27 protein-coding genes and 1 pseudogene are annotated in these 26,599 nt (G+C 68.7%); 25 read left to right on the forward strand and 3 right to left on the reverse strand.

Going from position 1 to position 26,599, the window contains the following annotated elements:
- Positions 1–74: 74 nt before the first annotated feature.
- Positions 75–704: a recombinase family protein gene (locus DFJ65_RS05180; protein WP_115922108.1), complete on the forward strand. Its 630-nt coding sequence runs from the start codon at positions 75–77 to the stop codon at positions 702–704.
- A 401-nt stretch (positions 705–1,105) separates the two neighbouring features.
- Positions 1,106–1,292: pseudogene (locus DFJ65_RS18435) on the forward strand (ISL3 family transposase); the annotation flags it as partial.
- 5 nt (positions 1,293–1,297) lie between these two features.
- Here DFJ65_RS18435 and radA read toward each other — a convergent pair.
- Positions 1,298–2,689 (reverse strand): DNA repair protein RadA, encoded by a 1,392-nt coding sequence (radA, locus tag DFJ65_RS05185; RefSeq protein ID WP_115922109.1) that lies wholly within the window; start codon positions 2,687–2,689, stop codon positions 1,298–1,300.
- Between radA and DFJ65_RS17380 the strand changes: the two genes are divergently transcribed.
- The 4 genes from DFJ65_RS17380 to DFJ65_RS05200 all read left to right on the forward strand — a co-directional run bounded on the left by DFJ65_RS17380 (position 2,688) and on the right by DFJ65_RS05200 (position 6,848).
- Entirely contained in the window at positions 2,688–2,825 is a 138-nt protein-coding gene (locus DFJ65_RS17380) for a hypothetical protein (protein WP_170143999.1), read from the forward strand. The genes radA and DFJ65_RS17380 overlap by 2 nt on opposite strands.
- Positions 2,822–3,208, forward strand: a complete 387-nt coding sequence (locus tag DFJ65_RS05190) for a DUF6394 family protein (RefSeq protein WP_115922110.1) — start codon at positions 2,822–2,824, stop codon at positions 3,206–3,208. The genes DFJ65_RS17380 and DFJ65_RS05190 overlap by 4 nt, the downstream gene beginning before the upstream one ends.
- A 76-nt stretch (positions 3,209–3,284) precedes the next feature.
- Entirely contained in the window at positions 3,285–4,994 is a 1,710-nt protein-coding gene (locus tag DFJ65_RS05195) for an NAD-binding protein (protein WP_170144000.1), read from the forward strand.
- Between the two features lie 123 nt (positions 4,995–5,117).
- Complete coding sequence (locus DFJ65_RS05200; protein WP_115922112.1) at positions 5,118–6,848, forward strand: HNH endonuclease signature motif containing protein; 1,731 nt, start codon at positions 5,118–5,120, stop codon at positions 6,846–6,848.
- A gap of 14 nt (positions 6,849–6,862) precedes the next feature.
- On the opposite strand, the gene DFJ65_RS05205 is transcribed toward DFJ65_RS05200, so the two are convergent.
- Positions 6,863–7,555, reverse strand: coding sequence for a class I SAM-dependent methyltransferase (locus tag DFJ65_RS05205; RefSeq protein WP_115922113.1), 693 nt, complete (start codon positions 7,553–7,555; stop codon positions 6,863–6,865).
- 2 nt (positions 7,556–7,557) lie between these two features.
- Positions 7,558–8,409 carry a DUF3109 family protein gene (locus DFJ65_RS05210; protein ID WP_115922114.1) on the reverse strand — a complete coding sequence of 284 codons (852 nt, stop codon included), beginning with the start codon at positions 8,407–8,409 and terminating at the stop codon, positions 7,558–7,560.
- Here DFJ65_RS05210 and DFJ65_RS05215 point away from each other — a divergent pair.
- From DFJ65_RS05215 to hemB, 19 genes are all read left to right on the forward strand, one after another.
- A complete protein-coding gene (locus tag DFJ65_RS05215; protein WP_115922115.1) occupies positions 8,408–9,334 on the forward strand; it encodes a Ppx/GppA family phosphatase in 927 nt (308 codons plus the stop codon). The genes DFJ65_RS05210 and DFJ65_RS05215 overlap by 2 nt on opposite strands.
- Entirely contained in the window at positions 9,335–10,144 is an 810-nt protein-coding gene (locus DFJ65_RS05220; RefSeq protein WP_211308369.1) for a sugar phosphate isomerase/epimerase family protein, read from the forward strand.
- A 173-nt stretch (positions 10,145–10,317) separates the two neighbouring features.
- The gene (locus DFJ65_RS05225; protein ID WP_115922116.1) at positions 10,318–11,991 is read left to right on the forward strand and encodes a circularly permuted type 2 ATP-grasp protein; all 1,674 of its coding nucleotides are present in this window, start codon (positions 10,318–10,320) and stop codon (positions 11,989–11,991) included.
- On the forward strand, positions 11,991–12,917 hold the full coding sequence (locus DFJ65_RS05230; RefSeq protein ID WP_115922117.1) for an alpha-E domain-containing protein: 927 nt from the start codon (positions 11,991–11,993) through the stop codon (positions 12,915–12,917). Before DFJ65_RS05225 ends, DFJ65_RS05230 begins: the two co-directional genes overlap by 1 nt.
- A complete protein-coding gene (locus DFJ65_RS05235) occupies positions 12,914–13,780 on the forward strand; it encodes a transglutaminase family protein (protein WP_115922118.1) in 867 nt (288 codons plus the stop codon). The genes DFJ65_RS05230 and DFJ65_RS05235 overlap by 4 nt, the downstream gene beginning before the upstream one ends.
- Positions 13,781–13,817: 37 nt before the next feature.
- Complete coding sequence (locus DFJ65_RS05240; protein ID WP_425452955.1) at positions 13,818–14,771, forward strand: proline dehydrogenase family protein; 954 nt, start codon at positions 13,818–13,820, stop codon at positions 14,769–14,771.
- A 29-nt stretch (positions 14,772–14,800) separates the two neighbouring features.
- Positions 14,801–15,646 (forward strand): pyrroline-5-carboxylate reductase, encoded by an 846-nt coding sequence (proC, locus tag DFJ65_RS05245; RefSeq protein ID WP_281269857.1) that lies wholly within the window; start codon positions 14,801–14,803, stop codon positions 15,644–15,646.
- A gap of 152 nt (positions 15,647–15,798) precedes the next feature.
- A complete protein-coding gene (locus DFJ65_RS05250) occupies positions 15,799–16,350 on the forward strand; it encodes a GNAT family N-acetyltransferase (RefSeq protein WP_115924113.1) in 552 nt (183 codons plus the stop codon).
- Positions 16,351–16,375: 25 nt separating this feature from the next.
- Complete coding sequence (locus tag DFJ65_RS05255; RefSeq protein WP_245950020.1) at positions 16,376–17,587, forward strand: acetoin utilization protein AcuC; 1,212 nt, start codon at positions 16,376–16,378, stop codon at positions 17,585–17,587.
- A gap of 157 nt (positions 17,588–17,744) precedes the next feature.
- Complete coding sequence (locus tag DFJ65_RS05260; RefSeq protein WP_115922120.1) at positions 17,745–17,945, forward strand: helix-turn-helix domain-containing protein; 201 nt, start codon at positions 17,745–17,747, stop codon at positions 17,943–17,945.
- 98 nt (positions 17,946–18,043) lie between these two features.
- Complete coding sequence (locus DFJ65_RS05265; RefSeq protein WP_003792170.1) at positions 18,044–18,142, forward strand: 30S ribosomal protein bS22; 99 nt, start codon at positions 18,044–18,046, stop codon at positions 18,140–18,142.
- Between the two features lie 115 nt (positions 18,143–18,257).
- Positions 18,258–19,241 (forward strand): NAD-dependent epimerase/dehydratase family protein, encoded by a 984-nt coding sequence (locus DFJ65_RS05270; protein WP_115922121.1) that lies wholly within the window; start codon positions 18,258–18,260, stop codon positions 19,239–19,241.
- Positions 19,234–20,535: a lysophospholipid acyltransferase family protein gene (locus DFJ65_RS05275; protein WP_245950022.1), complete on the forward strand. Its 1,302-nt coding sequence runs from the start codon at positions 19,234–19,236 to the stop codon at positions 20,533–20,535. Before DFJ65_RS05270 ends, DFJ65_RS05275 begins: the two co-directional genes overlap by 8 nt.
- A gap of 11 nt (positions 20,536–20,546) precedes the next feature.
- On the forward strand, positions 20,547–20,780 hold the full coding sequence (locus DFJ65_RS05280; protein WP_115922122.1) for a glutaredoxin family protein: 234 nt from the start codon (positions 20,547–20,549) through the stop codon (positions 20,778–20,780).
- A 162-nt stretch (positions 20,781–20,942) separates the two neighbouring features.
- Positions 20,943–21,626 (forward strand): redox-sensing transcriptional repressor Rex, encoded by a 684-nt coding sequence (locus DFJ65_RS05285; RefSeq protein ID WP_115922123.1) that lies wholly within the window; start codon positions 20,943–20,945, stop codon positions 21,624–21,626.
- Positions 21,623–22,957 carry a glutamyl-tRNA reductase gene (locus DFJ65_RS05290; RefSeq protein WP_115922124.1) on the forward strand — a complete coding sequence of 445 codons (1,335 nt, stop codon included), beginning with the start codon at positions 21,623–21,625 and terminating at the stop codon, positions 22,955–22,957. Before DFJ65_RS05285 ends, DFJ65_RS05290 begins: the two co-directional genes overlap by 4 nt.
- Positions 22,954–23,970 carry a hydroxymethylbilane synthase gene (gene hemC / locus DFJ65_RS05295; protein ID WP_115922125.1) on the forward strand — a complete coding sequence of 339 codons (1,017 nt, stop codon included), beginning with the start codon at positions 22,954–22,956 and terminating at the stop codon, positions 23,968–23,970. Before DFJ65_RS05290 ends, hemC begins: the two co-directional genes overlap by 4 nt.
- Positions 23,967–25,589, forward strand: coding sequence for a bifunctional uroporphyrinogen-III C-methyltransferase/uroporphyrinogen-III synthase (locus DFJ65_RS05300; protein WP_115922126.1), 1,623 nt, complete (start codon positions 23,967–23,969; stop codon positions 25,587–25,589). The genes hemC and DFJ65_RS05300 overlap by 4 nt, the downstream gene beginning before the upstream one ends.
- Complete coding sequence (gene hemB / locus DFJ65_RS05305; protein WP_115922127.1) at positions 25,589–26,563, forward strand: porphobilinogen synthase; 975 nt, start codon at positions 25,589–25,591, stop codon at positions 26,561–26,563. Before DFJ65_RS05300 ends, hemB begins: the two co-directional genes overlap by 1 nt.
- The last annotated feature ends 36 nt before the right edge of the window (positions 26,564–26,599 follow it).

Below are 26,599 nucleotides of genomic sequence, written 5' to 3' on the forward strand. Positions count from 1 at the left end.
AAAACCCTGCTCACTGACCTACATGCTCGAAACCTCTCAGTTTCGTTACTTTCGAGCAGTCAAGTGGTCACACGGTGACTCAATGGGGATACGCGCGAGTCAGCACTGTCGACCAGGACGCGGCGTTGCAACTCGACGCACTGCTAGCGGCCGGTGTCGACCGCGCGCACATCGTGGTCGACCATGCCTCCGGCACGAAAGAGTCGAGACCTGGCCTCGATGAACTGCTGGGAGGGTTGGAAACCGGCGACGTTCTGACGGTGTGGAAGTTGGACCGCCTCGGCCGGTCCCTGTCGCACCTAATCCGTGTTGTTGACGAGTTGGGAGACCGGGGCGTCGAGTTCCGCTCGATCACGGAGGCGTTGGACACCACGACGCCGGTGGGCCGGCTGCTGTTCCACGTCGTAGGCGCTGTCGCGCAGTTCGAGCGGGAGATGACCACCGAGCGCACCCGTGCAGCGTTGGCGGCCGCGCGGGCGAGCGATCGCCGACTTGGCCGGCCCTCCAGGGTGAACCGGCACCAGTACCTCCTCATTCAGCAGATGGCGGCTGCTGGTGAGCCACAAGGGGTTATCGCGTCCACGACGGGCCTGTCTCGCGCAGTGGTGGGTCGCGTCATCCGCGGGGAGATCGCTTCGCGGGCGCGCTTCGATGAACTCATCGAGCACGACATGAGCTTGCCAATGTACGAGGAATGCCCTTAGAGAGTCCGCTTGGCGAGGGCGAAAAGTGGCCGCCGCTGCGGTTGGTTGCGCCGCCATCGACCTGGATCGCGTCACTGCCACGAAGTTGAGACAACTGACAGCTTGTCCGAGATCGATCCGGCACCAGGGGCGGTGGGTCAGCTAGTCATCTATCGGAGCTGAAGCTTCTCCCCTCGGGCGCGTACGCCTCGGTGCTGGTGCCGTCGACGGCGAAAACTCTCGCTCCGTTCTGTGGGAAGTGCACCATCGCATCCATCGTTCAAACGGGTGCCCCTTTGCGGACTCTTCACAGTCGAGGGTGTCGATCTGTCAGCACGTCGCTGACCGGGTAGGGGTCGAGGTCTTCCGAGGAGTCTTCCGAGGATGAAGGTTCCTACACGCCTCATCTGGAAGACCTCGACGTGCCCAACGCTACGGCCGAGGACGGCTTCAGCTGTCCTGACCTGACCTCGTTCTGCGGTCTCGACTAACTTGGCCTCATCGCCGTTGGGCAACGTCTCGAACCCGACCCGTGCTGGCGTGCAGGTCGTTGACGATGACCGGTGTGGCTGCGAAGGAATCCCGCGGGGCGGCGTGGTTCGCCGGTTGTAGGCTCAGCTGCCGATGGCGGGCGCGGCCGCGATGTTCAGCAACCGCACCGCCGACGCCAGGTCGGCTACCTCCCGCACGTCCATTCCCTGCGGGGTCGACTCGTCGCCGAGCGAGCCCTTGGGCACGATCGCCCGGGTGAAGCCGATGCGGGCGGCTTCGGCCAGCCGACGCGGCACCCCCTGGACGGCGCGCACATCGCCCGCCAGACCCACCTCGCCGATCGCCAAGGTGCCCTGCCGAAACGGTTGATCCGCGAGCGAACTCGCCATCGCCAGTGCGATCGCTAGGTCGGCGGCCGGCTCGGCCAGACGTACGCCGCCCACGGTGGAGACGTAGCAGTCGGAGTCGCGCGCCTTCACGCCGCAATGCCGGTCGAGCACCGCGAGGATCATCGCGGTGCGGGAGGAGTCGACCCCGCTGGTGGTGCGTCGCGGGGACCCACCCTGACCCGATGGCGCGAGCAACGCCTGCACCTCGGTCACCAGCGGACGGCGTCCCTCGAGGGTGACCGTGATGCAGGTGCCGGGGGCGGGTTCGGCGGTGCGGGTGAGGAACAGCCCGCTCGGGTCGGGCAGGCCGACGATGCCGACGTCGGACAGGTCGAAGCAGCCGACCTCGTCGGTGGGGCCGAACCGGTTCTTCACCGCGCGCACCATCCGCAGCCGCGAGTGGCGTTCGCCCTCGAACTGCACGACGACATCGACGAGGTGTTCGAGCACCCGCGGGCCGGCGATCGAGCCGTCTTTGGTGACATGGCCGACGAGCAGTGTGGCGATGTTCTTCTCCTTGGCCACCTGGATGATGCTCGCCGCCACCTCCCGGATCTGCGACACATTGCCCGGAGCGCCCTCGATGTCGGCGGAGGCGATGGTCTGCACGGAGTCGACGATCAGCAGCCCCGGATCGACCTGCTCGATCTGGGCGAGCACGGTGGCGAGGTCGGTCTCGGCCGCGAGATACAGGGTGCGGGCCATGGCCTCGATGCGCTCGCCGCGCAGCCGCACCTGGGCGGCCGACTCCTCGCCGCTGATGTAGAGCACGTCCTTCCCCGCACGCGCGGTGCGCCCCGCGACGTCGAGCAGCAGCGTCGACTTGCCGATGCCCGGCTCGCCGGCGATGAGCACGACGGCGCCCGGCACGAGCCCGCCGCCGAGCACCCGGTCGAACTCGCCGACGCCGGTGGGGGCCGCAGCCGCGAGCGTCGCGTCGACATCGGAGATCGGCTGCGCGTGACGCTCGACGTGTCGGGCCGGTGCTGTGCGCGGCTTGACCGCGCCGGCCTCCACCACCGTGCCCCACGCCTGACATTCGCCACAGCGCCCGACCCACTTGATCGCCGTCCAACCGCACTCGGTGCACTTGTACGCGGGAGTCGAGCCCTTCTTCGCAGCCATGCGCCACACCGTAGGTGACCTCACCGACAACCTCACCGACAACCTCGTCGAGCACCTCGTCCACCCGATCGGCACCTCGTCCGGCGGCCGGGAGAGTACCCAGGCGCCGTCCAGCGAACTAGGCTCGCGCGAGTGAACCTGGAAAAAGTGGTCTTCGGCTTCTTCGTGCTGCTCGCAGCCACGTTGAACTTCGGATTTTTCATCGGCGACATCAGCGATCCCGAGGTGCACAACGTCTACGAGTTGTTCCTCGCGCTCGCGGTCAACCTCATCGCGACGGTGCTGAAGTTCGGTGACCGCACGCAGGTCGGCGCGATCCACCTCGCCACCAGCCTCGTGGCGTTGCTGCAACTTCTCGGCGCGGCCACGGTGTGGGTGTGGGCCACCCAGATCGGCGCCCACGGCCTCGACGCCCACGCGACCTCGAGCATGGTCTCGTTGTCCGGTGGAGCGCTGCTGGCGAACATCGTCTCGGTGACGCTCCTGGTCGTCGAGACGGTGTCGTACCGCCGCCACTGAACCACCGACCGGCCACCGACAGACCGAAAAGACTGAGCGACAAGGACATTCCGCGTTGGTCAACCTGATGCACCTGATGAACTTGCGGACGCGACGCGTGCGCATGGGTCGTCGCAAGGTGGTGCCCATCCCGACCGGCGTGCCCACCACCGACGCCGTGTTCCTGCTGTTGCGGCGGATGCGGGCACCGTTCGTGGTGCTCATCGTGACGTTCACCGTGTCGATGATCGGTCTGTCGCTCATCCCCGGTCGTACCGCCGACGGCAAGCCGTACAAGTACACCTTGTTCGACGCGTTCTACCAGGTGACGATGACCGTCACCACGGTCGGCTACACCGAGGCGCCACACCCGTTCACCTACGCGCAGCGCATGTGGATGACGGCGTCGATCTTCATGCTGGTGGTCTGTTGGGCCTACACGATCGGCGTGATCTTCTCGATCATGCAGGACTCCGCCTTCCAGCAGGCGCTCGGCACCCAGCGCTTCCGGCGCAAGGTGAAGGGCATGCGGGAGCCGTTCGAACTGGTCGTCGGCTACGGCGCTGCCGGTCAGGCGGTCGGCTCGGAGCTCGACCGCAGGCGGCGCCGGTTCGTCGTGGTCGAGCGCGAACAGGAACGGGTCGAGGCGGTCTGGACCGACGAACTGCACGCCGACGTGCCCGCGCACGGCGGTGATGGGAAGTTCCCGGCGACCCTCGGCCTGGCCGGGCTCGGCCATCCGATGTGCGAAGCCGTGCTGGCGCTCACCGACGACGACGAGGCCAACCTCGCGGTGGTGATGAGTGCTGCGCTGCTGCGCCCCGAGATCCCGTGCATCGCCCGCTGCGTGGACAAGGACGTCCAGGCCCGGATGGAGGAGTTCGCGCCGACGGCGATCATCAATCCGGACGACCGCTACGGCGGATATCTGGCGCTGCAGTTGCATCAGCCGGGCACCCACCAGCTCATCTGGTGGCTCATGGACAACGACGAGGAGAACCTCCCTGCGCCGCACCCCGGCCTGGACGCCGGCACCTGGGTGGTATCCGGCGACTGCGATTTCGGACGCATGGTGGCGGCCGATCTGCGCGGTGCCGGACTCGAGGTCGACCTGATCGGCGAGAAAGACCCCCTGCCGGTGCTCGACGACGTCGTCGGGTTCGTGGCCGCGTCCGCCAACGACCTCACCAACCTCGCGCTCGCGGAGCAGGTGCTCGCCGCCAACGCCGACGTGTTTCTGTGCGTCCGTCAGCGCACCGAGGCCTACCGCGCCCTGGTCAGCGCGATGGAGATCGACTCGGTCTACATCTCCACGGAACTGGTCGCCCGTGAGGTGCTGGCGCGGGTGCTCGCCCCGACCTTCTGGCAGTACATCGAGCACGTGCTGCAGCAGGACGAGGGTTATGCGCTCGCGGTGCGCGACGAGATCGTCGCCTACTGCGGACGTCGCGCGCCCGAGAAAGAGGTCGTCACCCTCGACAAGGAGGGTGCGCCCGCCGTGGTCGACTGGCTGGCCGACAAGGACCTCACGATCGGTGACCTGCTGCACCACCCGCTGAACCGCGAGGAACACCTCGAACTCGTCGTGCTGATGCTCGCGCGCGAGGGGGCCGAGATCCTGTCCCCGCCGCCCGGCACGCCGCTTCGTGTCGGCGACAAGATCCTGCTCGCCGGCGCCTCGCACGGGTTCTCCGATCTGCGTGCGGCGTTGTTCTACCCGGCCACGTTGGAGTACGTCGTCACCGGCAGTCACGTGCCGACGACGTGGTTGTGGCGCAAGTTGGGGCGGCGTCAAGGAGCTGCGTAGGCCGAGCCGAAGCCCTCTGGTTCCCAACGGAATTTGATCCACAGCCCATCCGGTAGGTGCCGGTTCTCCACAGGTCGTCTGCGACTGATTGTGGGTGTCGGTGGTCGTACATATGTTTGATTCATGACCACCAGTTACGAGATCGACGAGCCTCTGAGCGAGGTCGAACTCGAGCTGCTCGATTCCCTGTTGAGTCGCAAGACGTATCGGGTGCGGCCGGTCATCACCGAACACTCAACCCCCACGGAGATGCTGGCCGCGGCGGCGCAGTTGTGTCGGGACGCGTTCGCCAAGATCGACACCGACACCATCCGCGCGGGTGAGGCTGCGTCGACAGGACGGGTGTCGTCGGTGGAGGAGCTGCGGTCGTTGGAGGAGACGATCAGCGCGGCCGCGGTGACGGGTTCGGTCGTGCAAGGTGCTGCGGCGATCGCGATGGCGAGGTACGCCGCGATCGACCGCGAAGTCATCGATACCGACACCGGGTTCGCGGTGCCGGTCGAACGGCCCATCGGGCATCAGGCCGACTTCGCCGACACCGATTTGGCCGCCGCCTGCCAACTCGCACCACGCACCGCTTCCACCAGGCTGGGTGCCGCGGTCACCGCGTGTACGAAGACGCCGCGGTTGGTCGAGGCGGCGGTCGCGGGTGGGGTGCCGTTCTGGAAGGTGAGCCTCGTCGCGGCCGAACTGGCCGACGCCACCTCCACGACGGCGGCGATGGTCGAGGACGAGTTGTTGGGGTCGCGTGGGTTCGCCTCGTGGGGGTTCCAGAAGCTGAAGTCGACTGTGCGGGCACTGGTGACCCGGTGGGAAGCCGACGCCGCCAAACAAACGAAGAAGCGGACCGCGCGGGAAGCGATCGGGGTCTGGGCGGAAGGCTCCGACATCCCCGGGTTGTCCGAACTGCGGGCGGTGGGTCCGGCGGATCAGATCGCGAAGATCCACGCCGCGCTCGACCAGTTGGCCGACACCTGGCGCAAACACCCTGAACAACACGCGGAAGCCCACCCCGAGCAGTACCCCCAGCAGACCGGACAGCAGGGCACGCCGGCAGGGTCGGGCATGGGGACGGAGCCAGGGTCAGCGTTCAAACCGACGGTCAAACCGACGCTCGGTCAGCTACGCCTCGACGCGCTGTGCGACCTGGTCACCCAAGGCTGCGACATCGGGTTTCACCTCGTCATCCACGTCCCCTTCCAACGCACCAACGCCACCAGCGACAACCATGACGAGAGCAGTGACTGCGCCGACAACGGCGAAGGCGCCGGTGCGCAGGCGGCAAGCGATCCAGGTCCGCCCGAAAATGACTGTGACACAGCCGATCCGGAGACATCACACGGCTCGACCGGCCCACCAGATGGTGACGCCCGTGGGAGCACCCGCACTGACTGGGCGGAGATCCCGGGCATCGGGTTGGTCGCTCCCGACACCGTCGATGCGCTGGTCGAACGGTTCGGCTGCCGGCTGACCCGGGTGCTGTTCGACACCGACACCGGCATCACCGCCGAAACGGCCTCCGCACGCTACGAACCACCACCGAAGATCCGGGAGTTCGTCCAACTGAGGGACCAGTCCTGCCGGTTCCCCGGATGCAGCCGACCCGCGATCCGCTGCGACGAAGACCACGTGCAGGAATGGCCAACCGGCGACACCAAAGGCGCGAACCTCGCAGCCATGTGCCGACACCACCACGACGCCAAAACCAAAGGCCACTGGGACGTCGAGATGACCGACGACGGAATCTGTACCTGGATCAGCCGCACCGGCCGCCGCTACGTCACCTACCCCGACACCGACAAAGGCCGAAGCGACGATCAGTCCGAATCAGCGAATGGGCCTCAGTCAGGCTGAGCGAGCAGCGCCGGTCAGTACTTCTTCCAGCGCACGCACACGGCGTAGTCGACCTCGTCGCCCTGGTGCGCCGCGAGAATCCGGTCGGTGTGGTGCTTGTCGAACTCGATGCCGACGACGGCCTCGAAGTCGGCCCGCGAGTCGAGCTTCCAGCGCATGAGCACCGGAATCTTCGACCAACCCTGGCGGTCCCAGAAGCGTTCGACGGACACGGGGTCGTACGTCGGCCAGGCCTCGCGGAACCACGACCCGAAGGTCGAGCGCGACGCGTCGTTGTCGACGACGAAGGCGACTCCGCCACGGGCCATCACCCGGTCGAGCTCGGCGAGCCCCGGCTCGCAGCCGGCGCCGAAGAAGTACGCCCACCGGTTGTGCATCACGTCGACGGACGCTTCCTCGACCGGCAGCATCTCCGCGCCGCCGAGCCGGACGTCGACATTCCCGAGACCGCGCACCCGGGCCTGCGCTCGGCGCACCAACGGCTCGTGCGGTTCGACACCGATCACCGACGCGGCGGTGCGGGCCAGTTCGGGAAGGTGGAAGCCGGTGCCACAGCCGACGTCGAGCACGCGGGCGCCGGCCCAGTCGCGCACCGAACGCATCGCGTCCCAGATCAGACCGTCCGGGTCGACGCCGCGGTTCTCGATCTCGTAGATGTCGGGGTTGTTCCAGATGTTCGGCGACGGGATCGCTTCGTACTCGGCCATTCTCAGATCCTTCGACGATTCTGCTGCTGGGCGGCCAGCGTTGCGGGGTGCACCAGCAACGGCAGCATCTTGCGGCGGCCCGGACGCTGCGCGGCTTCGACCGCGGCGAGGTGAGCCTCGCAGCGAAGGACCAGTTCGGCATAACCGGCCTCGCCCATCAGATGTTTCAGCTCTCCGGCATTCGAGACGTACACCGGGTCTTTACCCACGTGCGCCTCCGGGTTGCCCGAGCAGTACCAGTCGAGGTCGTGGCCGCCGGGACCCCAGCCGCGGCGGTCGTATTCGGTGATCGTCACCTCGGTGAAGCTCGACTCGTCGTTCATCGTCACCGTGCGGAAGTCGCGGCGGATCGGCAGTTGCCAGCAGACGTCCGGCTTGATCGTGTGTGGCTCGATGCCCTCGGCCATCGCGTGCTGGTGCAGCGCGCAGCCGGCGCCGGCCGGAAAGCCCGGGCGGTTGAGGAAGATGCACGCGCCGTCGACGACGCGGGTCTTGGTCGCGCCGTCCTCCTTCTCGGTCCAGCCCTTCTTGGAGTGACCCTCGTCGTAGTACTGCCACTCGTCGGGGCCGAGGGTCTTGGCGACCTGCTTGATGTTCTTCAGGTCGTCCTTGTCACTGAAATGCGCGCCGAGCGTGCAGCAACCGTCGTCGGGGCGATCGGCGTAGATGCCCTGACAACCCTGCCCGAAGATGCAGGTCCAGTTCGACGTCAGCCAGGTCAGATCCACCCGGAAACGCTCGGTGTCGTCGTCGGGGTTGTCGAACTCGGCCCAGACCCGTGGGGCCCGCAGCGGTGTCTCGAACGGTGTCTCGGTCACGGACGCATTGTTGCCTACCGATAACCTCGCCCTCATGCGCCTGGGTGTCATCGACGTCGGATCGAACACCGTTCACCTCCTCGTGGTCGATGCCCACCAGGGGGCGCGGCCGCTTCCGGCCTTCTCGCACAAGCGGGAGTTGCGGCTCTCGGAGTTCACCGACGACGCCGGTCACATTGCCGAGAGCGGCGTCGACGCGCTGGTCACCTTCGTGCGTGAGTGCCAGGAGATCGCCGACGACCAGGGCGTCGAGGAACTGCTTCCCTTCGCGACCAGCGCGATCCGTGAGGCCGCCAACGGTGAGTACGTCATCGAGCAGGTGCGCACCCGCTCCGGCCTCGACATCCAGGTGTTGCCCGGTGAGGACGAGGCCCGGCTGACCTTCCTGGCTGTACGCCGCTGGTTCGGCTGGTCGGCCGGCCGCCTCCTCGTCGTCGACATCGGTGGTGGATCCCTCGAACTCGTCACCGGCACCGACGAAGAACCCGACGTCGCGATGAGCCTGCTGCTCGGCGCCGGCCGCCTGACCCGCACTCTCCACGGCGACCCGCCGCCGTCCGCCGATCTGAAGGCGCTGCGCAAGCAGATCCGTTCCGACATCGCCCGCGAACTGCGTCCGCTGACCAAGGCGGGCGTGCCCGACCGGATCATCGGCACCAGCAAGACCATCCGTTCCCTGGCGCGCATGTGCGGTGCCGCGCCGTCCGGTGAGGGCCCGTACGTGCGTCGCGTGCTCGCCCGCGACGACCTCAAGGCGATGGTGCCGAAGCTGTCGAAGATGACTGCGGCACAACGGTCCTCGCTGCCCGGTGTCTCCGAGAGTCGGTCGGCGCAGGTGCTCGCCGGCGCGATGGTCATCGAGGCCGTGATGGACCTGCTCGACATCGCAGAGCTGGAACTGTGCCCGTGGGCGATGCGCGAAGGTGTCATCCTGCGACGGTTGGACTGGCTGGACTCCTAGATGGGTGTGGTGGACGTGCCCGACTCGCGTGTCGCATTGTCGACATCCTCGGTGTACCCCCTGGGGGTTGTGGGCGCGTTCGACCTCGCCGAGCGCCTCGGCTACGACGGCATCGAGGTGATGGTCTGGACCGACCCGGTGAGCCAGGAATCGGGCGCGCTGGGCCGACTGATCGACCACTACGGGCTCCCGGTCGTGTCGATCCACGCGCCGACGCTGCTGCTGACCCAACGGGTCTGGGGTGTCGAACCGTGGGGCAAGGTCGACAACTCGGTGCGCTTGGCCCAGGAGGTCGGGGCCGAGGTGGTCGTCGTGCACCCGCCGTTCCGGTGGCAGAAGGAATACGCGACCGAGTTCGTCGAGGGCATTCGGGCCCGCGAGGACGCGTCGGGCATCGCGATCGCGGTCGAGAACATGTTCCCCTGGCGTGCCCGCGGACGCGAGATGCAGGCCTATTTGCCCGACTGGGACCCGGTGGGGGAGGACTACCGGAACGTCACGCTCGACCTGTCGCACACCGCGACCGCCGGGTCGGACGCCGTGCAGATGGTGCAGGACCTCGGCGATCGGCTGCGCCACATCCACCTCGCCGACGGACTCGGGTCGTTCAAAGACGAGCACCTGGTGCCCGGACGCGGCGGTCAACCCTGCGCCGAGGTGCTGGAAATGCTTGCTGCCCAGCGCTTCTCGGGCGATGTCGTGGTCGAGGTCGGCACCCGCAAACTGTCCGACGACGACCGCGAACTCGACCTCGCCGAGGCGCTCGCGTTCGCCCGGCTGCATCTTGCGGCGCCCGCGTCGGCCGACTGACGCATACGTCAAGAAGAACTGAACGCAGGCCGTTCCTCGGGCGGGGATCGGCGGCATTGATCACACAGCGAAGCCTCGCAGCTGAAACACGGGCGCAACACAATCGCGCTAGGTTCGCATGCGTGACAGGGATCTTCGAGGCGTATCGGACGCGACCGAACACCTATGACGAGATGTATGCCGACAGCGGCGAGACGCGCTCGGCATACGCGCAGCTGCGCAGACAGGTCGAACAGCTCACTCCGGACGATCTGCGCACGCGGGCCGACTATCTCTCGCACACCTATCTCGACCAGGGCGTCACCTTCGATATCGGTGGCGAGGAACGTCCGTTCCCGGTCGACATCATCCCGCGCCTGATCGACAACCAGGCGTGGTCGCGGGTGGAAGCTGGTGTGGCACAACGGGTTCGGGCGCTTGAAGCATTTCTCGCCGATATCTACGGCGAGGGTCAGGTGTTCAACGACGGTGTGATCCCGCGCCGTGTCGTCACCAGCAGCCCGCACTTCCTGCGCGCCGCGAAGGGCATCGACCCGCCCGCGGGGGTGCGTGTGCACGTCGCCGGCATCGACCTGATCCGCGACGCCAACGGTGACTTCCGGGTGCTCGAGGACAATGTGCGCATCCCGTCCGGTGTCTCGTACGTGATGACGAACCGGCGCGCGATGTCGGCCGGGCTGCCCGAGGCGTTCGCGCACCACCGCATCCGCCCGGTCACGCAATACCCCGCCAAGTTGCTCGCGGCCCTGCGGGCCTGTGCGCCGTCCGGTGTGGGCGACCCGACGGTCGTGGTGCTGTCGCCGGGCTCCTACAACGCGGCGTACTTCGAGCACGCGCTGCTGGCGCGGTTGATGGGGGTGCGCCTCGTGGAGGGGCGCGACCTGGTCGCACAGGCCGGACGGGTCAGCGTGCGCACGACCAACGGGCTGGTTCCGGTGCACGTCATCTACCGCCGGGTCGACGACGACTTCCTGGATCCCGTTCATTTCCGGCGTGATTCGGTGCTCGGCGTGCCCGGCCTGCTCAACGCGGCACGGCGCGGCAATGTCACGATCGCCAACGCGGTCGGTAACGGCGTGGCCGATGACAAGCTCGTCTACACCTACCTGCCCGACCTCATCCGCTACTACCTGGCGCAGGAGCCGATCCTGCCCAACGTCGACACCTGGCGCTGCGAAGACCCCGGTCATCGCGAGGAGGTGCTCGACCGGCTCGACGAACTCGTGGTGAAGCCGGTCGATGGCGCGGGCGGCAAGGGCATCGTCATCGGCCCGCGGGCAACCCCGCAGCAGATCGAGGAGCTGCGCACCCGGCTGCTGCAGGACCCCCGCGGCTGGATCGCCCAGCCGGTGGTGCAACTGAGCACGGTGCCCACCCTGATCGGCAGCGAGCTCGCGCCGCGGCACGTCGACCTGCGGCCGTTCGCGGTCAACGACGGCGAGAAGGTGTGGGTGTTGCCGGGCGGCCTGACGCGCGTCGCACTGCCCGAGGGCGAACTGATCGTCAACTCCAGCCAGGGCGGCGGGTCGAAGGACACCTGGGTGCTCGCACCCGAACCGGGTGACCCTGCGGTCGTCGCCGAGCCGGCCGCGGACGGCGCGGTGCTGCACCCGGCGCAGCGCACCGCCCGTGCCGCTGCGCAACGGGAGGCCGCCGACGCCGAGCGTGACCAACCGCAGTCGCTGGCGCCCGGTGCCGCGCAGGCGCAGAGTCAGACACAGAGTCAATCCCAGAGCCAGACACAGAGCCAGACACAGAGCCAGACACAGAGCCAGAGTCAGTCCGGGGGCAGCCAGAGCCAGTCCCAATCTCAGAGTCAGACCAGCACGGACGGGGGAAACCGCTGATGCTCAGTCGAATTGCGGAGTCCCTCTTCTGGATTGGCCGCTACATCGAGCGCGCCGAGGCCACCGCGCGCATCCTCGATGTGCACCTGCAACTGCTCGTCGAAGACCCGGTGCTCGACCACGACGCCACCTGTCGCTCGCTGCTCGCGGCGATGGCGGTGGCGCACGAGGGGCCGGCGACCACCGATGACGTGCTGCGGTTGCTGCTCGTCGACCAGGAGGCGCCGACCTCGATCGCGCACGCGATCTGGCAGGCCCGGGAAAACGCCCGGCGCTCGCGCGAGATCGTGTCGATCGAGTTGTGGGAGGCGATCAACACCACTCATCTCGCGGTGAACCGGGGCGAGCTCGGGCGGATGCGTCCGGCCGACGCGTTTCGGCTGGTGCGTGAACGCGCCAATCTCATCGCCGCGCTGGCCGACAACACCCAGAGCCACGACGACGGGTGGCAGTTCATCAAGCTCGGTCGGATGATCGAACGCGTCGACATGACCGCGCGGGTGACGCTGATGACCAGCTACGGCACGGGTTCCGCGTCGTCCTGGCTGGTGACGCTGCGCGCGTGCGGCGCCGCGCACGCGTTCACCCGCATCCATCGCGCGTCGGAGTCGCCCCGGTCGGCTGCCGAGTTCCTGTTGCAGGACCGGTTGTTCCCGCGGTCGGTCAGCTTCTGTCTGGCCGAGGCGAAGGAGTGCCTGGAGAAGCTCGACCCGAAAAAGTCGCGCACCGGATTCTCCGGAGACGCCCGCCGCATCGTCGGTCAGGCGCTCGCGCAACTGGAGTACCGCGCGATCAGCGATGTGCTCGCCGATGTCGCCGCCGAGATGGAGGGGCTGCAACGGGTCGGTGCAGCCGCCACCGACGCGGTGACCAAACGCTACTTCGAGGGAGCGATCTCTCCCGAATGGAACCGAGGTGAATCGTGAGCGTCACCCTGCGCCTGGTGCACCGCGCCGGCTACACCTACTCAGGCCCGGCCGTCGCGTCGTACAACGAAGCCCGAATGGTGCCCAAATCGACTCTGGCCCAAACGGTTTCGCACACAAGGCTGGAAATCACACCGACCCCGTGGCAGGACTCGTGGATCGACTACTGGGGCACCAACGTCACCACCTTCGAACTGCACGAGCCGCACGCCGAGCTCAAGGTGGTCGCGATCAGCACCGTCACCGTCCACCGCGAGCACGAATCGGGTGAGGGTGCCGAGGCACCCGGCCGGCACCTCGGCTGGCACGAGGTGGCCGCCCAGGAGGTCGTCGACGACCTGGGGGAGTACCTCGACCTGACCGGGCACTGCACGACCGGTGCCGCCTTCGCGGCCGTCGTCGACGAGGTGCGCGCACAGTCGCAGACGCCCGCGCAATTCGTCGACGGCATCGTGGAGCGGATCCACCGTGAGGTCGGCTACCGGCGCGAGCGCTTCGCCCACGCCAGGACGGCCGACAAGGTGTGGAACGTCGGCGAGGGTGGCTCGATCGACCTCGCCCATCTGACGATCGCCGCACTGCGGGCAGCCGGCATTCCGGCGCGCTTCGTCATCGGTTACCTGCTGCCCGATCGCACCGCCGAGATCGGCGAGGTGATCTCCGGTCACGGCCACTGTTGGATCGAGTGGTGGGACGGCGAATGGGTCGCATTCGACCCGGCCGTGCGCACCACACCCGACGACTTCTACATTGAGGTTGCGCACGGACGCGACCACACCGACGTCGCCCCTCTGCGCGGCATCTTCACCGGCACTCCCGGGAGCAAGATGTCCGTCACGGTGGAGATCAGCAGATTGGCCTGATCCCACTGCACGAGAGCCGCACAAGAAGGAGAAGGCATTGTTCGACCCGAGCGCCGCGCTTCGCCAGGGCATGATCGGCCTGAGCAAGAACACCAAGGTTCGTGACGTCGTCGAGAAGGCGCCGGTCAGCAAGGACGTCGTCAAGAGGTTCGTCGCCGGCACCGGCACCGCCGATGCGGTCAGCGCAGTGCGGGAACTCGATGGTCACGGCAAGCTCGCCACCCTCGACTTCCTCGGCGAGGACACCCTCGACAAGGCTCAGGCGATCCACACCCGCGACACCTACCTCGACCTGCTGGCCGACCTCGCCGACGCCGGCCTCACCGACGGTGGACGCGTCGAGGTGAGCCTCAAGCTCAGCGCGCTCGGGCAGGCGCTGCCGCAGGACGGCAAGAAGATCTCGCTCGACTTCGCCCGCTCGATCTGCGAAGCCGCCGCCATCGCCGGCACCACGGTGACCCTCGACATGGAGGACCACACCACCACCGACGCGACGCTGGAGTCGCTGGCCGAACTGCGCAAGGACTTCCCGACCACCGGCGCCGTGCTGCAGGCCTACCTCAAGCGCACCGAGGCCGACTGCCGCGACCTCGCCACCGAGGGCAGCCGCGTGCGACTGTGCAAGGGCGCCTACTCCGAACCGGCCTCGGTCGCCTTCCAGGACAAGGGCGAGGTCGACATGAACTACGTCAAGTGCCTGCGGGTGCTGATGGAGGGCAAGGGCTACCCGATGGTGGCCAGCCACGACCCGCGCATCATCGAGATCGCCGGGTCGCTCGCCGACAAGAACCTGCGAGCAGCCGACTCCTTCGAGTACCAGATGCTCTACGGCATTCGCCCGAAGGAGCAGCAGCGCCTGGCCGACGCGGGCAACCGGATGCGCGTCTACGTGCCCTACGGCGACGAGTGGTACGGCTACCTGGTGCGTCGCATGGCCGAGCGCCCCGCCAACACGATGTTCTTCCTGCGCGCCGTCACCGGTAAGCGCTGAGCACAGCCTCCTCCTCGAAAGGGCGACCGGTGTCCGAGAACGTGTCCGAGAACGTGTCCGTCAACGCCACGTCGTCGCGCCGGTTGGCCCTGCTCGGGGTCGGCGTGATGGGCGAGGCGCTGCTGTCCGGTCTGCTGCGCAGCGGTCAGGACGCCGCCCAGGTGGTGGTCGGTGACCGCTACGAGGCGCGCGCCCAGCACATCGTCGAGACGTACGGCGTCACGGTGGCGCTGCCCGCTGAGGCGGTCGCCGGGGCCGACACCGTGGTGCTCGCGGTGAAGCCGCAAGACATGGGGTCGCTCCTGGAGGAGATCCACGACGCCCTGCGTCCGGGGGCGTTCGTCGTGTCGATCGCCGCCGGCATCACGACGGCCTACCTCGAAGCGCGCCTGCCCGAGGGTACCCCGGTCGCGCGGGCCATGCCGAACACGCCTGCGCTCGTCGACCAGGGCATGGCCGCTGTCAGCCCCGGAACCCATTGCGGCACAGACGATCTCGCCGAGGCGATGCGCCTGCTGGAGGGCTGCGGCAAGGTCGTCACCGTGCCGGAGAAGCACCAGGACGCCGTCACCGCGATCAGCGGCAGCGGACCGGCGTACATCTTCTATGTCGTCGAGGCGATGGTCGAGGCCGGTGTGCTGCTCGGGCTGCCCCGCGTCACCTCCACCGAGCTCGTGGTGCAGACGTTGTTCGGTGCCGCGACGATGCTCAAGGAGACCGGTGAGCACCCGACCGTGCTCCGGGAGCAGGTGTCGTCGCCGGGCGGCACCACGATGTCGGCGCTGCGCCAACTCGACGACCACAAGGTGCGCGCGGCGTTCCTCACCGCGATGGAGGCCGCCGCGCAACGCTCCGCCGAGCTGGCACAAGGCTGAGGGACCGCTGTGTCGACCCGTGCAGGCACTGAGGATGCGCTGAGCAGCCCCCCTGCGGGGCGACCGGCGCGCAGCCGCTGCGGTTAGGCTGGCGGCGCTAGACCACCCTGGCCGATTATCGGGAATTTATTGGGCATGGAAAGGTGGAGTGCATGAGCGAGATCACGATCCGCACGCTGGGCACCGACGAATGGGAGACCTACCGTGAGGTGCGCCTGAACGCGCTGGAGGAGTCGCCGGAGGCGTTCGCCGCGTCCGCAACGCAGGAGAAGAACTACGACGAGGACTTCTGGCGCGCCCGCGTGGAGCGGTCGCGCCGTCTGGTCGCCGAAGACGGTGAATCCATCGTCGGTGTGGTCTCGGTCGGTGACCGTTCCACCGAGGAGAACCGGGTCGGCGAGCTGTTCGGCCTGTGGGTCACCCCGCGGCTGCGCGGCCAGGGTGTCGCCTGGAAGCTCGTCCAGGCCGGCGTCGACCAGGCGCAGCAGGAGGCCTACAAGTTCCTCATCTACTGGGTCGGCACCGACAACGGCCGGGCCGTGGCGTTCGCCAGCAGTTTCGGCTTCCGTCCGACCGACTCCCGCCGTCCGATGAAGGGCGCGTCCGAGGAGACCCAGGACGAGGACGAGATGGCGATGGTCTATCCGCTGGGCGACGACCCGGCGGCCGTTCCTTCCTCCGTCCTCGACCAGAGGCACTCCTAACTCCTCGAACCCGTAGGGGCGCGCCATGGCTTCGACACCGTCGTCGGTCCGGGTCGTCTGGGACGACCGCTTCACCCAGTACGACTTCGGCGATTCGCACCCGATGAATCCGGTGCGGCTCGACCTGACCACCAGGCTGGCGCGCGCCCTCGGGGTGCTCGACCTGCCCAACGTCGAGGTGCACCCGGTCGCCGACGAGCCCGACCTCGACAGTTTCCTGACCCAGGTGCACACCCCGGAGTTCGTCGCGGCGGTCAAGGCGGCCTCGGCCGATCCCGACCACGCCGACCAGGCGTTCGGGCTCGGCACCGAGGACGATCCGGCGTTCCGGGGCATCCACGAGACCTCGGCCCGCATCGCCGTCGCCACCCGTGACCTCTGCAAGGCGGTATGGGAGGGCGAGGTCGACCACGGCGTCAACTACTGCGGCGGCCTGCACCACGCGATGGCCGACCGCGCGGCCGGCTTCTGCATCTACAACGACGTCGCGCTCGGCATCAGGTGGTTGCTCGACCACGGCGCCGAGCGCGTCGCCTACGTGGACGTCGACGTGCACCACGGCGACGGCGTCGAACGGATCTTCTGGGACGACCCGCGGGTGCTCACGATCTCGGTGCACGAGACCGGACGCGTGCTGTTCCCCGGCACCGGCTTCCCCGGCGACATCGGTGGACCCGACGCGCAGGGTTCGGCGGTCAACGTCGAACTTCCCGCCGGCACCGGCGACGCCGGCTGGCTGCGCGCCATCCACGCCGTGGTGCCCGCGGTGCTGCGTGCGTTCAAGCCGCAGATCATGGTCACCCAGCAGGGGTGCGACTCCCACTACTCCGATCCGCTGGCGCACATGGCGATCAGCATCGACGCCCAGCGCACCGCGTTCGAGACGATCCACGACCTCGCCCACGAACTGTGCGGCGGACGTTGGGTGGCGCTCGGCGGGGGAGGGTACGAACTCGTCGACGTCGTGCCCCGCTCCTGGACCCATCTCACCGCGGTGGCCGCGCACCACCCGATCGACCTGGAGTCAGCAGTCCCGCAGGAATGGCGTGACTACGTCACCACCCTCGTCGGCCGCCCCGGACCGCCCCGGATGGGCGACGGAGTGGCCGACGGCGGCCACGTGTGGTTCCGCTCCTGGGCCACCGGCAGCGACCCCGACAACCCCGTCGACCGCGCCGTGATGGCCACCCGCGAGGCGATCTTCCCGCACCACGGCCTCGACATTTGGTTCGATTAGCGCCGATTTTGGGCGTAGGCGGCGTGTCGGATGGACAGATCCTCGCCGGAACTTTCCACGGAGGTACATCTGCCCCTAAGGTTCTCCAAGGCAACACCAACCACACAGGTTCGCTCCGACCGGGGCGAGACACAGCCGCGAGAGGGCCGGGGTACACATGGAGCAAGAGCGTCAGATCGGCGACGTCACGTTCATGACGGTGGCCGAGGTCGCCGCGATCATGCGTGTGTCGAAGATGACGGTCTACCGGCTCGTGCACGCCGGCGAGCTGCCGGCCGTTCGTGTCGGTCGGTCGTTCCGTGTGCCGGAGGACGCGGTGCACGAGTACCTCAACCAGTCGTACATGGGCACTGCCTGATTTTCCGGCTCGCGGGCAATGCCGTAAAGTGGCCCGAAGGGCTCTTGGGCCCACCGAATCGTTCCATCCTCGAGATCCAGTAAGGACACTGCTGACGCATGGGTTCCGTCATCAAGAAGCGCCGTAAGCGCATGGCCAAGAAGAAGCACCGCAAGCTGCTGCGCAAGACGCGCCACCAGCGTCGCAACAAGAAGTAATCGACTTCTTCACGCACAAGCAGGCTCCGCCCGGTTTGAGGGACGGAGCCTCTTGCGTCCAGCAGGGGCCGCCGTAGGATCGCAGCGGCAGAATTCCAATGGGGAGGCGACAGGGATGGGCCGCATCGTTCTGGTCACCGGTGTGTCGCGCCGCATCGGCGGGCGCACGGCGGAGTTGCTGTCCCGAGACCCCGAGATCGACAAGGTGATCGCGGTCGACGCGGTGCCGCCGTCGCACAGCCTGGGTCGCGCGCAGTTCGTGCGCGCCGACATCCGCAACCCGATGGTCGGCAAGGTCATCTCCCACGAGGGCGTCGACACCGTGCTGCACCTCGGGGTGATCATCACTCCCAAGCAGGTCGGTGGCCGCACCTCGCAGAAGGAGATCAACGTCATCGGCACCATGCAGTTGCTGGCTGCCTGCCAACGTGCCGAGTCCCTCAAGCGCTTCGTGGTGAAGTCGTCGTCGGCGGTCTACGGCTCCTCGCCGCGTGACCCGGCGATGTTCACCGAGGAACAGCAGGCCCGGCGCAGCCCCACCGGCGGCACCGGAAAAGACTCCGCCGAGGTCGAGAACTACGTGCGCGGGTTCGCCCGGCGCCGCCCCGACGTGTCGGTGTGCACGCTGCGCATGGCCAATGTCGTCGGACGCGGGTTCCGCAGCCAACTGTCGGACTACCTGTCGATGCCGGTGATGCCGGTGCCGCTCGGGTTCGACGGGCGGATGCAGTTGCTGCATCTCGACGACGCGCTGAGCGCGCTGCGCACCGCGACCCTGTCGGACGTCTCGGGCACGGTCAACGTGGCCGCCGACGGACTGTTGACCGTGCGGATGGCCGCCCGGATCGCCGGCAAGCCGGTCGTGCCGATCGTGCCTCAGGCCGGTGGTCTGGTGCAGCAGGTGACCCGTCGCATCGGGCTCAAGGGTTTCGAGGCGTCCGAGATGGACTTCTTGTGTTACGGACGAGGAATGGAGACCACGCGGATGCGCACCGAGCTCGGGTTCGAACCGGCGATGACGACCCGGGAGGCGTTCGCCGACGTGTTCGCACCGGCCTCGCGCCGTGCCGCGGCCGCCGCGGGGGTGCGGCGTGGCTGATTCGACCGGACGCCGTTCTGCCGCCAAGTCGGGCGCAGCGAAGCCCGCGGCCGCCAAGCCGGGCACCTCGAAGTCGGCTGCAGCCAAGAAGTCGGCGACCACGAAGTCGACCACCTCGAAGTCGGCGTCCGCCGGCACCCGGAAGACCGCCGCACGCGGGCCGCAGGCCGCCAAGCCGCTGCGGGCCGCCCGCACCAACGACGACGCCCTCGGCTCCAAGGCGACCCGTCGCCCGAGCCGGTCGGCGATGCGTGCCAAGGCCGCCGACCGTCCGCGTCCGGCGCTGCGGGTCGTGCCCGACCCGACGCACGACGCCCCGGTCGAGACGCCGTCCAAGAACCCGTTCGCGGCGAAGTTGCCGTTCGATCTGCCCGTCGACCTCGACCCGGGTGCGTTGGTTCAGACGCTGGTGTCGCTGCTGCGCGCGGCCGGCTCCTCGGCCGGGCTGTCCGGCGACGACCTCGAGCGTCGGGTCGCCGGCGCACTGGCGTTCGTGCGACGGCGCATCACCGGCGACTACTCGATCGACGACTTCGGCTTCGACGAGGAGTTCACCCGCGAGATCTGGCTGCCGCTGCTGCGTCCGCTGTACAAGCGGTGGTTCCGGGTGGAGGTGCGCGGCATCGAGAACATCCCGGCCACCGGCCGGGTGCTGGTCGTCGCCAACCACTCCGGCACCATCCCGGTCGACGGTCTGATGACCCAGGTCGCGATCTACGACGAGCACCCGAACCACCGGTTCGTGCGGATGCTCGGCGCCGACCTGGTGTTCCAGTCGCCGTTCGTGGGGGAGTTGTCGCGCAAGTCGGGCACCACCCTCGCTGCGAACTCCGATGCGCAACGACTCCTGGACGCCGACGAGTTGGTGGCCGTGTTCCCGGAGGGCTTCAAGGGCGTCGGCAAGCCGTTCGGCGACCGCTACCGGTTGCAACGGTTCGGGCGCGGCGGTTTCGTGTCGTCCGCGGTGCGCACGGGGGCTCCGATCATCCCGTGCTCGATCGTGGGCGCCGAGGAGATCTACCCGATGCTCGGCAACGCCAAGAGCATCGCGCGCTTGTTCGGCTTCCCCTACTTCCCGATCACGCCGACCTTCCCGCTGCTCGGGCTGCTCGGGGCCATCCCGTTGCCGAGCAAGTGGATCATCGAGTTCGGCACCCCGATCGAGACCGCCCACCACGGCGCCGCCTCGGCCGACGACCCGTCCGTGTTGTTCGACGTCACCGACCAGGTGCGCGAGACGATCCAGCAGACGCTCTACTCGCTGCTGCTCGAGCGCCGCTCGGTCTTCTTCTGATCGGACGCTCGATGGCTCGGATCACGCTCTACGGCAAGCCCGGCTGCCACCTGTGCGACGACGCCCGCGCGGTGATCGAGCGGGTGTGCGCCGACCTCGGCGAGGACTACGAGGAGATCTCGATCGCCGGTGACGAGCAGTTGATGCACGCCTACGGCGAGCTCATTCCGGTGACGCTCGTCGACGGTGCGCAGCACGACTACTGGCGGGTGGACGAGCAGCGGTTGCGCCGCGCTCTGGCCTGAAACGACCGCACGGCCCTTATCACAGCGGGCTTGTAGCACGTTTCGCGTGTTCATGCGACTTTGTGCCTGCGTTCACAAAGACTTACCCTCGGGGGGTCGTGAACCAGAGGTGAGTTGCGTTTGGTATACGCACGCCACCTCATCGGGAGGAGTTCGTTCCCTGTGACCAATGCGCCCGCCGCGCGCCGGGATATTCCGGATGCGACCGTCGCCCGGCTACCGGTGTACCTGCGGGTGCTCCGGGCCCTCAGCGGCCGTGGCGTGGACGTCGTCTCCTCCGAAGAACTCGCCGACGCGGCCGGTGTCCGGTCGTCCGGGCTGCGAAAAGACCTGTCCTACTTGGGCTCCTACGGTGTGCGCGGCGTCGGTTACGACGTCGAGCGGTTGTCGGAGGAGATCACCCGCGAACTCGGTCTGCAGGGTGATTTCGCGGTTGCGATCGTCGGAATGGGCAACCTCGGCCGGGCGCTGGCCGACTACCGGGGTTTCGCCACCCGCGGTTTCTCGGTGCGCTGGCTGATCGACACCGACCCCGAACTCACCGGCAGCACCATCGCCGGGCTCACCGTCGTCGACTTCGACGGCTTCCGGCCCGGCCCCGACGAAGCGGTCATCGGAGTGCTCGCCACCCCGCCCGCGTCGGCCCAGGAGGCCGCCGACTCGCTGGTCGAGCGCGGCGTCCGCTCCATCCTCAACTTCGCCTCGGAGCCGCTGGATCTTCCCGACTCCGTCGCCGTGCGCAAGGTCGACCTCGCCACCGAACTGCAGATCCTGGCGTTCCACGACCAGCGCACCCGTCCCGAGCCCGAGCCGTTGCCCGATCCCTTCGCGGAGGTGACTTCGTGAGTTTGTTGGTTGTGGGGTTGTCGCACCGTTCGGCACCCGTCGAACTGCTGGAGCGCGCCACCCTGTCCGGTGACCGTGGTGCCCAACTCGACGAGGCGCTGCGCCGCGGCGACCACGTGAACGAGTGGATGGTCGTCTCCACCTGCAATCGGGTGGAGATCTACGGCGAGGTCGCCACCTTCCACGGGGCGGTCACCCAGATGAGCGAATCGCTCTGTGCGGCAACAGGTCTCGACCTCGAGGAAGTGGGTGACAGCCTCTACGCCCACTACGAGGAGCGGGCCGTCGCCCACCTGTTCTCGGTCGCCGCCGGGCTCGACTCGCTCGCGGTGGGGGAGAGCCAGATCCTCGCCCAGCTGCGCACCTCGCTGCAGGACGGCCGCGAGCACGGCCACCTCGGCAGGGCGCTGGAGAACGTCGCGCAGCAGGCGCTGCGGGTGGGCAAGAAGGTGCACGCCGAGACCGGCATCGACACCGTCAGCAAGGGCCTCATCGAGCGTGGCGTCGCGCTCGCCGAGCAGCGGATCGGCCCGGTCACCCAGGCGCCCGTCGCGGTCGTGGGCTCGGGCGCGATGAGCGCGCTCACCGCCCACACGCTCACCCGGATGGGCGTCACCGACATCACGATCGTCAGCCGCACCCTGGAGAACGCGCAGCGGCTCGCCACCGCGACCGGGGCCTCCGTCCGACCGTGGGACGAGCGGCACGACGTCATCGCCGGCGCCCAGTTCGTCGTGTCCTGCACCGGAGCCGTGGGACACGTGATCGGCGCCGACGAGGTGCGCGCGGGGCGGTCGAACGACAGCCCGGCTCAGGTCTTCCTCGACCTCGCGCTGCCGCGCGACGTCGACCCTGCCGTCGGCGACGTCGCCGGGGTCGAGGTGTTCTGGCTCGACGACCTGCACACGGTGGTCGAGGCCGACGGCTCCCGCACCGAACTCGAAGCGGTCGAGTCGATGGTCACCGAGGAGGTGGCCGAGTTCGCGCTCAGCCGCCGGGCTGCTGCGGTGGGGCCGACCGTCGCCGCTATCCGCCGGTACGCCGCCGACGTGGTTGCCGGTGAGCTGCAGCGCATGGACGCCCGCATCGAACTCGACGAGAAGCAGCGCGCCCAGGTGCAGCTGACGATCCACCGCATCGTGGAGAAACTGCTGCACACCCCGACGGTGCGGATGAAGGAACTGGCGACCTCCGACGACGGCGGCGACTACACCAAGCTGCTGCACACGCTGTTCGACCTCGACCCGTTCGTGTCGCAGGTCTCGAACATCCCGCGCGAGGTCGGCCACCAGGGTGCGCCGGCCGGTCGGCAGAGCGGAGGTGTCCAGTGAGCGTCCTTCGTCTCGGCACCCGCCGATCGCAGCTGGCGATGACCCAGTCGGGTCACGTCGCCGACGCCCTGCGCGCGCTCGGCCACGAGGTCGAACTCGTCGAGATCGTCACCGAGGGCGACACGAACCGTGCCCCCTTGACCCAGATGGGCGGCACCGGCGTGTTCGCCGCAGCACTGCGCGAGGCGCTGCTGCGTGGCGAGGTCGACCTGGCGGTGCACTCGCTCAAGGACCTCCCCGCCGCCGACCACCCGGGCCTGCTCATCGCCGCGATGCCGCCGCGCGAAGACCCGCGCGACGCGCTCGTGGCCCGCGACGGACTCACCCTCGGCGAGCTGCCGGCCGGTGCCACGATCGGCACGGGCTCGCCCCGCCGGGTCGCCGCACTGGCCGCACTGGGTCTCGGGTTCGAGATCCGTCCGCTGCGCGGAAACGTCGACTCCCGGCTCGCCCGGGTCAGCGACGGTGAACTCGACGCCGTCGTGCTCGCGTCGGCCGGCCTGCGCCGGATTGATCGCGCCGACCGCATCACCGAGGCCATCGACCCGCTGCAGATGCTGCCCGCCCCCGGGCAGGGTGCGCTGGCGGTCGAGGTGCGCGCCGACGACGCCGCGACGATCGAGATCGTGTCGGCGATCGACGACTCCGACACCCGGGCCGCCGTCACCGCCGAACGCGCCGTGCTGCGCGGCCTGCAGGCCGGATGCTCGGCACCCGTCGGGGCGCTCGCCGAAGTGGTGGAGGACGTCGACGGTTCGCTGGAGATCTCGCTGCGCGCGTTCGTCGGTGCTCCCGACGGCAGCACCGACCTGCGCCGCTCGATCACCGGCCCGATCGCAGACGCCGAGCAACTCGGCCTCTGCCTGGCAGACGTGCTCCTGGACGACGGCGCGCGGCGGATCATCGCCGACGCCCAGGAAAGACCCGACCGACAACGACCACCCGGCGCCAGTGCGACTGGCGGCCCCGCAGACCGAACGACCGACATCGACGCCATGGAGCGTGAGAAGTGAGCACCACCACCAAGACGCCTGCAGCAGTTGCCTTCGTCGGGTCCGGCCCCGGCGATCCGGGCCTGCTGACAGTTCGAGCGGCGAACCTGTTGCGCCGGGCCGACGTCGTCGTGCTCGACCGGGTCGCCCGTGCGGACTTCGTGGCGCGATTCGCCCGGGAGGACGCCGAGATCGTCGACGCCGGGCACGGCGACACCGGCGTCCCGCTGACCACCGCGTCGCGCGCGAAGCTGGTCGTGCGCACCGCGAAGGCCGCGGGCAAGCTCGGCAAGGACGCGCTCGTCGTCCGGCTGATGGACGGCGACCCGGCCACCTTCAACGGCCTGGCCGAGGAAGCCACCGCGCTGCACAAGGCGGGCATTCCGTTCGAGATCGTGCCCGGTGTCAGCGCCGCCACCGCGGTGCCCGCGTACGCCGGTATCCCGCTGACACACAATGGGTCTCGCGGCGTGCACGTGCTGTCGGCGTCCGACTCGAAGGTCGACTACGCACGTTCGGCCGCCGCCGACACCACCGTCGTGCTGTTCGCGACCGCCGAGACCCTCGGCGACGCGCTGGTGCGACTGCGCGACGCCGGCCGCGACGGTGAGACCGCCGTCTCGGTCACGACCGACGGCACCACCATCCACCAGAAGACCCACACGTTCACCCTCGACGAGACCGAGAAGGCGCTCGCCGGGTCGGGCGTCACCGGCGCGGTCGTCGCCGTCGTCGGCGCTCCGGTCAGCTACCGCGAGTCGCTGTCGTGGTGGGAGAACAAGCCGCTGTTCGGCTGGAACGTGCTGGTGCCGCGCACCAAGGACCAAGCCGGTTCGATGACCGACCGCCTCGGCGACTTCGGGGCGTCGAGCGACATCGTGCCGACGATCAGCGTCGAGCCGCCGCGCACCCCGCAGCAGATGGAGCGGGCGATCAAGGGTCTGGTGACCGGTCGCTACGAGTGGATCGGCTTCACCTCGCAGAACGCCGTGAAGGCGGTGCGGGAGAAGTTCGAGGAGTTCGGTCTCGACGCGCGTGCGTTCGCCGGGCTCAAGATCGCCGCGGTCGGTGGGGTCACCGCCGACGCGCTGCGCGAGTGGGGCCTGGAGCCCGACCTCGTGCCGAGCGGCGAGCAGTCGGCGAAGGGCCTGCTGGAGGAGTGGCCCGAGTTCGACGAGCAGCTCGACCCGATCAACCGGGTGTTCCTGCCGCGCGCCGATATCGCGACCGACACCCTCGTGGCCGGTCTGCAGGAGATCGGTTGGGAGGTCGACGACGTCACCGCCTACCGCACCGTCCGGGCCGCCCCGCCGGCCCCCGAGGTGCGCGAGGCGATCAAGAGCGGCAAGTTCGACGCGGTCTGCTTCACCTCCTCCTCGACCGTGCGCAACCTGGTCGGCATCGCCGGCAAGCCACACGCCACCACGATCGTGGCGTGTATCGGCCCGGCCACCGCCAAGACCGCCGAGGAGCACGGCCTGCGGGTCGACGTGATGTCGACCGAGCCGTCCGCCGAGGCTCTCGTCGACGCGCTGGCCGACTTCGGTCGTAGCCTCGCCCTGTCGGCCGCCGAGGCCGGCGAGGCGGTGCGCCGTCCGAGCGAGCGCCGCACCACCGGCCGTCGAAAGGCCAAGGCCTGATGACGCAGCACCCGATCATCCGTCCGCGCCGCCTGCGCCGCACCCCCGCGGTGCGACGGTGGGTGGCCGAGACCCGGCTGCACCCGGCCGACCTGGTGCTGCCGATGTTCGTCAGGGAGGGCATCACCGAGCCGGTGCCGGTCACCTCGATGCCGGGCGTCGTCCAGCACACGCTCGACTCGCTGGTCGACGCCGCGCGGGAGGCGATCGAGGCCGGTGTCGGCGGGCTGATGCTCTTCGGCGTGCCGGCCGAGCGTGACGAAATGGGTTCGGGCGCAACCGATCCGAACGGCATCCTCAACGTCGCGCTGCGGCGCCTGCGGGACGAGTTCGGTGACAGCACCGTGCTGATGGCCGACCTGTGCCTCGACGAGTTCACCTCGCACGGGCACTGCGGCGTGCTCGCCGACGACGGCACCGTCGACAACGACGCGACCCTGGAGATCTACGGCCGGATGGCGGTGGCGCAGGCCGAGGCGGGGGCGCACGTGGTGGGTCCCAGCGGCATGATGGACGGCCAGGTCGCCGTCATCCGCGAGGCGCTCGACGTGGCCGGGTTCACCGACACCATCGTGCTGGCGTACGCCGCGAAGTACGCCTCGGCGGCGTTCGGGCCGTTCCGCGAGGCGGTCGACTCGGCGCTCAAGGGCGACCGGGCCACCTACCAGCAGGACCCCGCCAACCTCACCGAGTCGCTGCGCGAAGTGGAGCTCGACCTCGAGGAAGGCGCCGACATGGTCATGGTGAAGCCGGCGACGCTCTACCTCGACGTCATCGCGAAGGTTGCACCCAACGTCGACGTGCCGCTGGCCGCCTACCACGTCAGCGGCGAGATGGCGATGATCGAGGCCGCCGCCGCGAACGGGTGGATCGACCGTGACCGGATGGTGCTGGAGCAGCTCACCGCGATCAAACGCGCGGGTGCGCGCATCATCCTCACGTACTACGCCACCGAGGTCGCCAAGGCGCTGTGAACCACTCGGGGGTCGGACCCCACTAGGGTTGACGGG

The organism is Calidifontibacter indicus (assembly GCF_003386865.1).
GTDB lineage: Bacteria > Actinomycetota > Actinomycetes > Actinomycetales > Dermatophilaceae > Yimella > Yimella indica.

Bases quoted from the DNA above. Each gene is read 5' to 3' on its own strand.
- DFJ65_RS17380 (WP_170143999.1), top strand. From the start codon at position 2,688: ATGCGCCACACCGTAGGTGACCTCACCGACAACCTCACCGACAACCTC.
- radA (WP_115922109.1), bottom strand. From the start codon at position 2,689: ATGGCTGCGAAGAAGGGCTCGACTCCCGCGTACAAGTGCACCGAGTGC.
- DFJ65_RS05195 (WP_170144000.1), top strand. From the start codon at position 3,285: ATGAACTTGCGGACGCGACGCGTGCGCATGGGTCGTCGCAAGGTGGTG.
- DFJ65_RS05200 (WP_115922112.1), top strand. From the start codon at position 5,118: ATGACCACCAGTTACGAGATCGACGAGCCTCTGAGCGAGGTCGAACTC.
- DFJ65_RS05205 (WP_115922113.1), bottom strand. From the start codon at position 7,555: ATGGCCGAGTACGAAGCGATCCCGTCGCCGAACATCTGGAACAACCCC.
- DFJ65_RS05215 (WP_115922115.1), top strand. From the start codon at position 8,408: ATGCGCCTGGGTGTCATCGACGTCGGATCGAACACCGTTCACCTCCTC.
- DFJ65_RS05210 (WP_115922114.1), bottom strand. From the start codon at position 8,409: ATGAGGGCGAGGTTATCGGTAGGCAACAATGCGTCCGTGACCGAGACA.
- DFJ65_RS05220 (WP_211308369.1), top strand. From the start codon at position 9,335: ATGGGTGTGGTGGACGTGCCCGACTCGCGTGTCGCATTGTCGACATCC.
- DFJ65_RS05225 (WP_115922116.1), top strand. From the start codon at position 10,318: ATGTATGCCGACAGCGGCGAGACGCGCTCGGCATACGCGCAGCTGCGC.
- DFJ65_RS05230 (WP_115922117.1), top strand. From the start codon at position 11,991: ATGCTCAGTCGAATTGCGGAGTCCCTCTTCTGGATTGGCCGCTACATC.
- DFJ65_RS05250 (WP_115924113.1), top strand. From the start codon at position 15,799: ATGAGCGAGATCACGATCCGCACGCTGGGCACCGACGAATGGGAGACC.
- DFJ65_RS05255 (WP_245950020.1), top strand. From the start codon at position 16,376: ATGGCTTCGACACCGTCGTCGGTCCGGGTCGTCTGGGACGACCGCTTC.
- DFJ65_RS05260 (WP_115922120.1), top strand. From the start codon at position 17,745: ATGGAGCAAGAGCGTCAGATCGGCGACGTCACGTTCATGACGGTGGCC.
- DFJ65_RS05265 (WP_003792170.1), top strand. From the start codon at position 18,044: ATGGGTTCCGTCATCAAGAAGCGCCGTAAGCGCATGGCCAAGAAGAAG.
- DFJ65_RS05270 (WP_115922121.1), top strand. From the start codon at position 18,258: ATGGGCCGCATCGTTCTGGTCACCGGTGTGTCGCGCCGCATCGGCGGG.
- DFJ65_RS05280 (WP_115922122.1), top strand. From the start codon at position 20,547: ATGGCTCGGATCACGCTCTACGGCAAGCCCGGCTGCCACCTGTGCGAC.
- hemB (WP_115922127.1), top strand. From the start codon at position 25,589: ATGACGCAGCACCCGATCATCCGTCCGCGCCGCCTGCGCCGCACCCCC.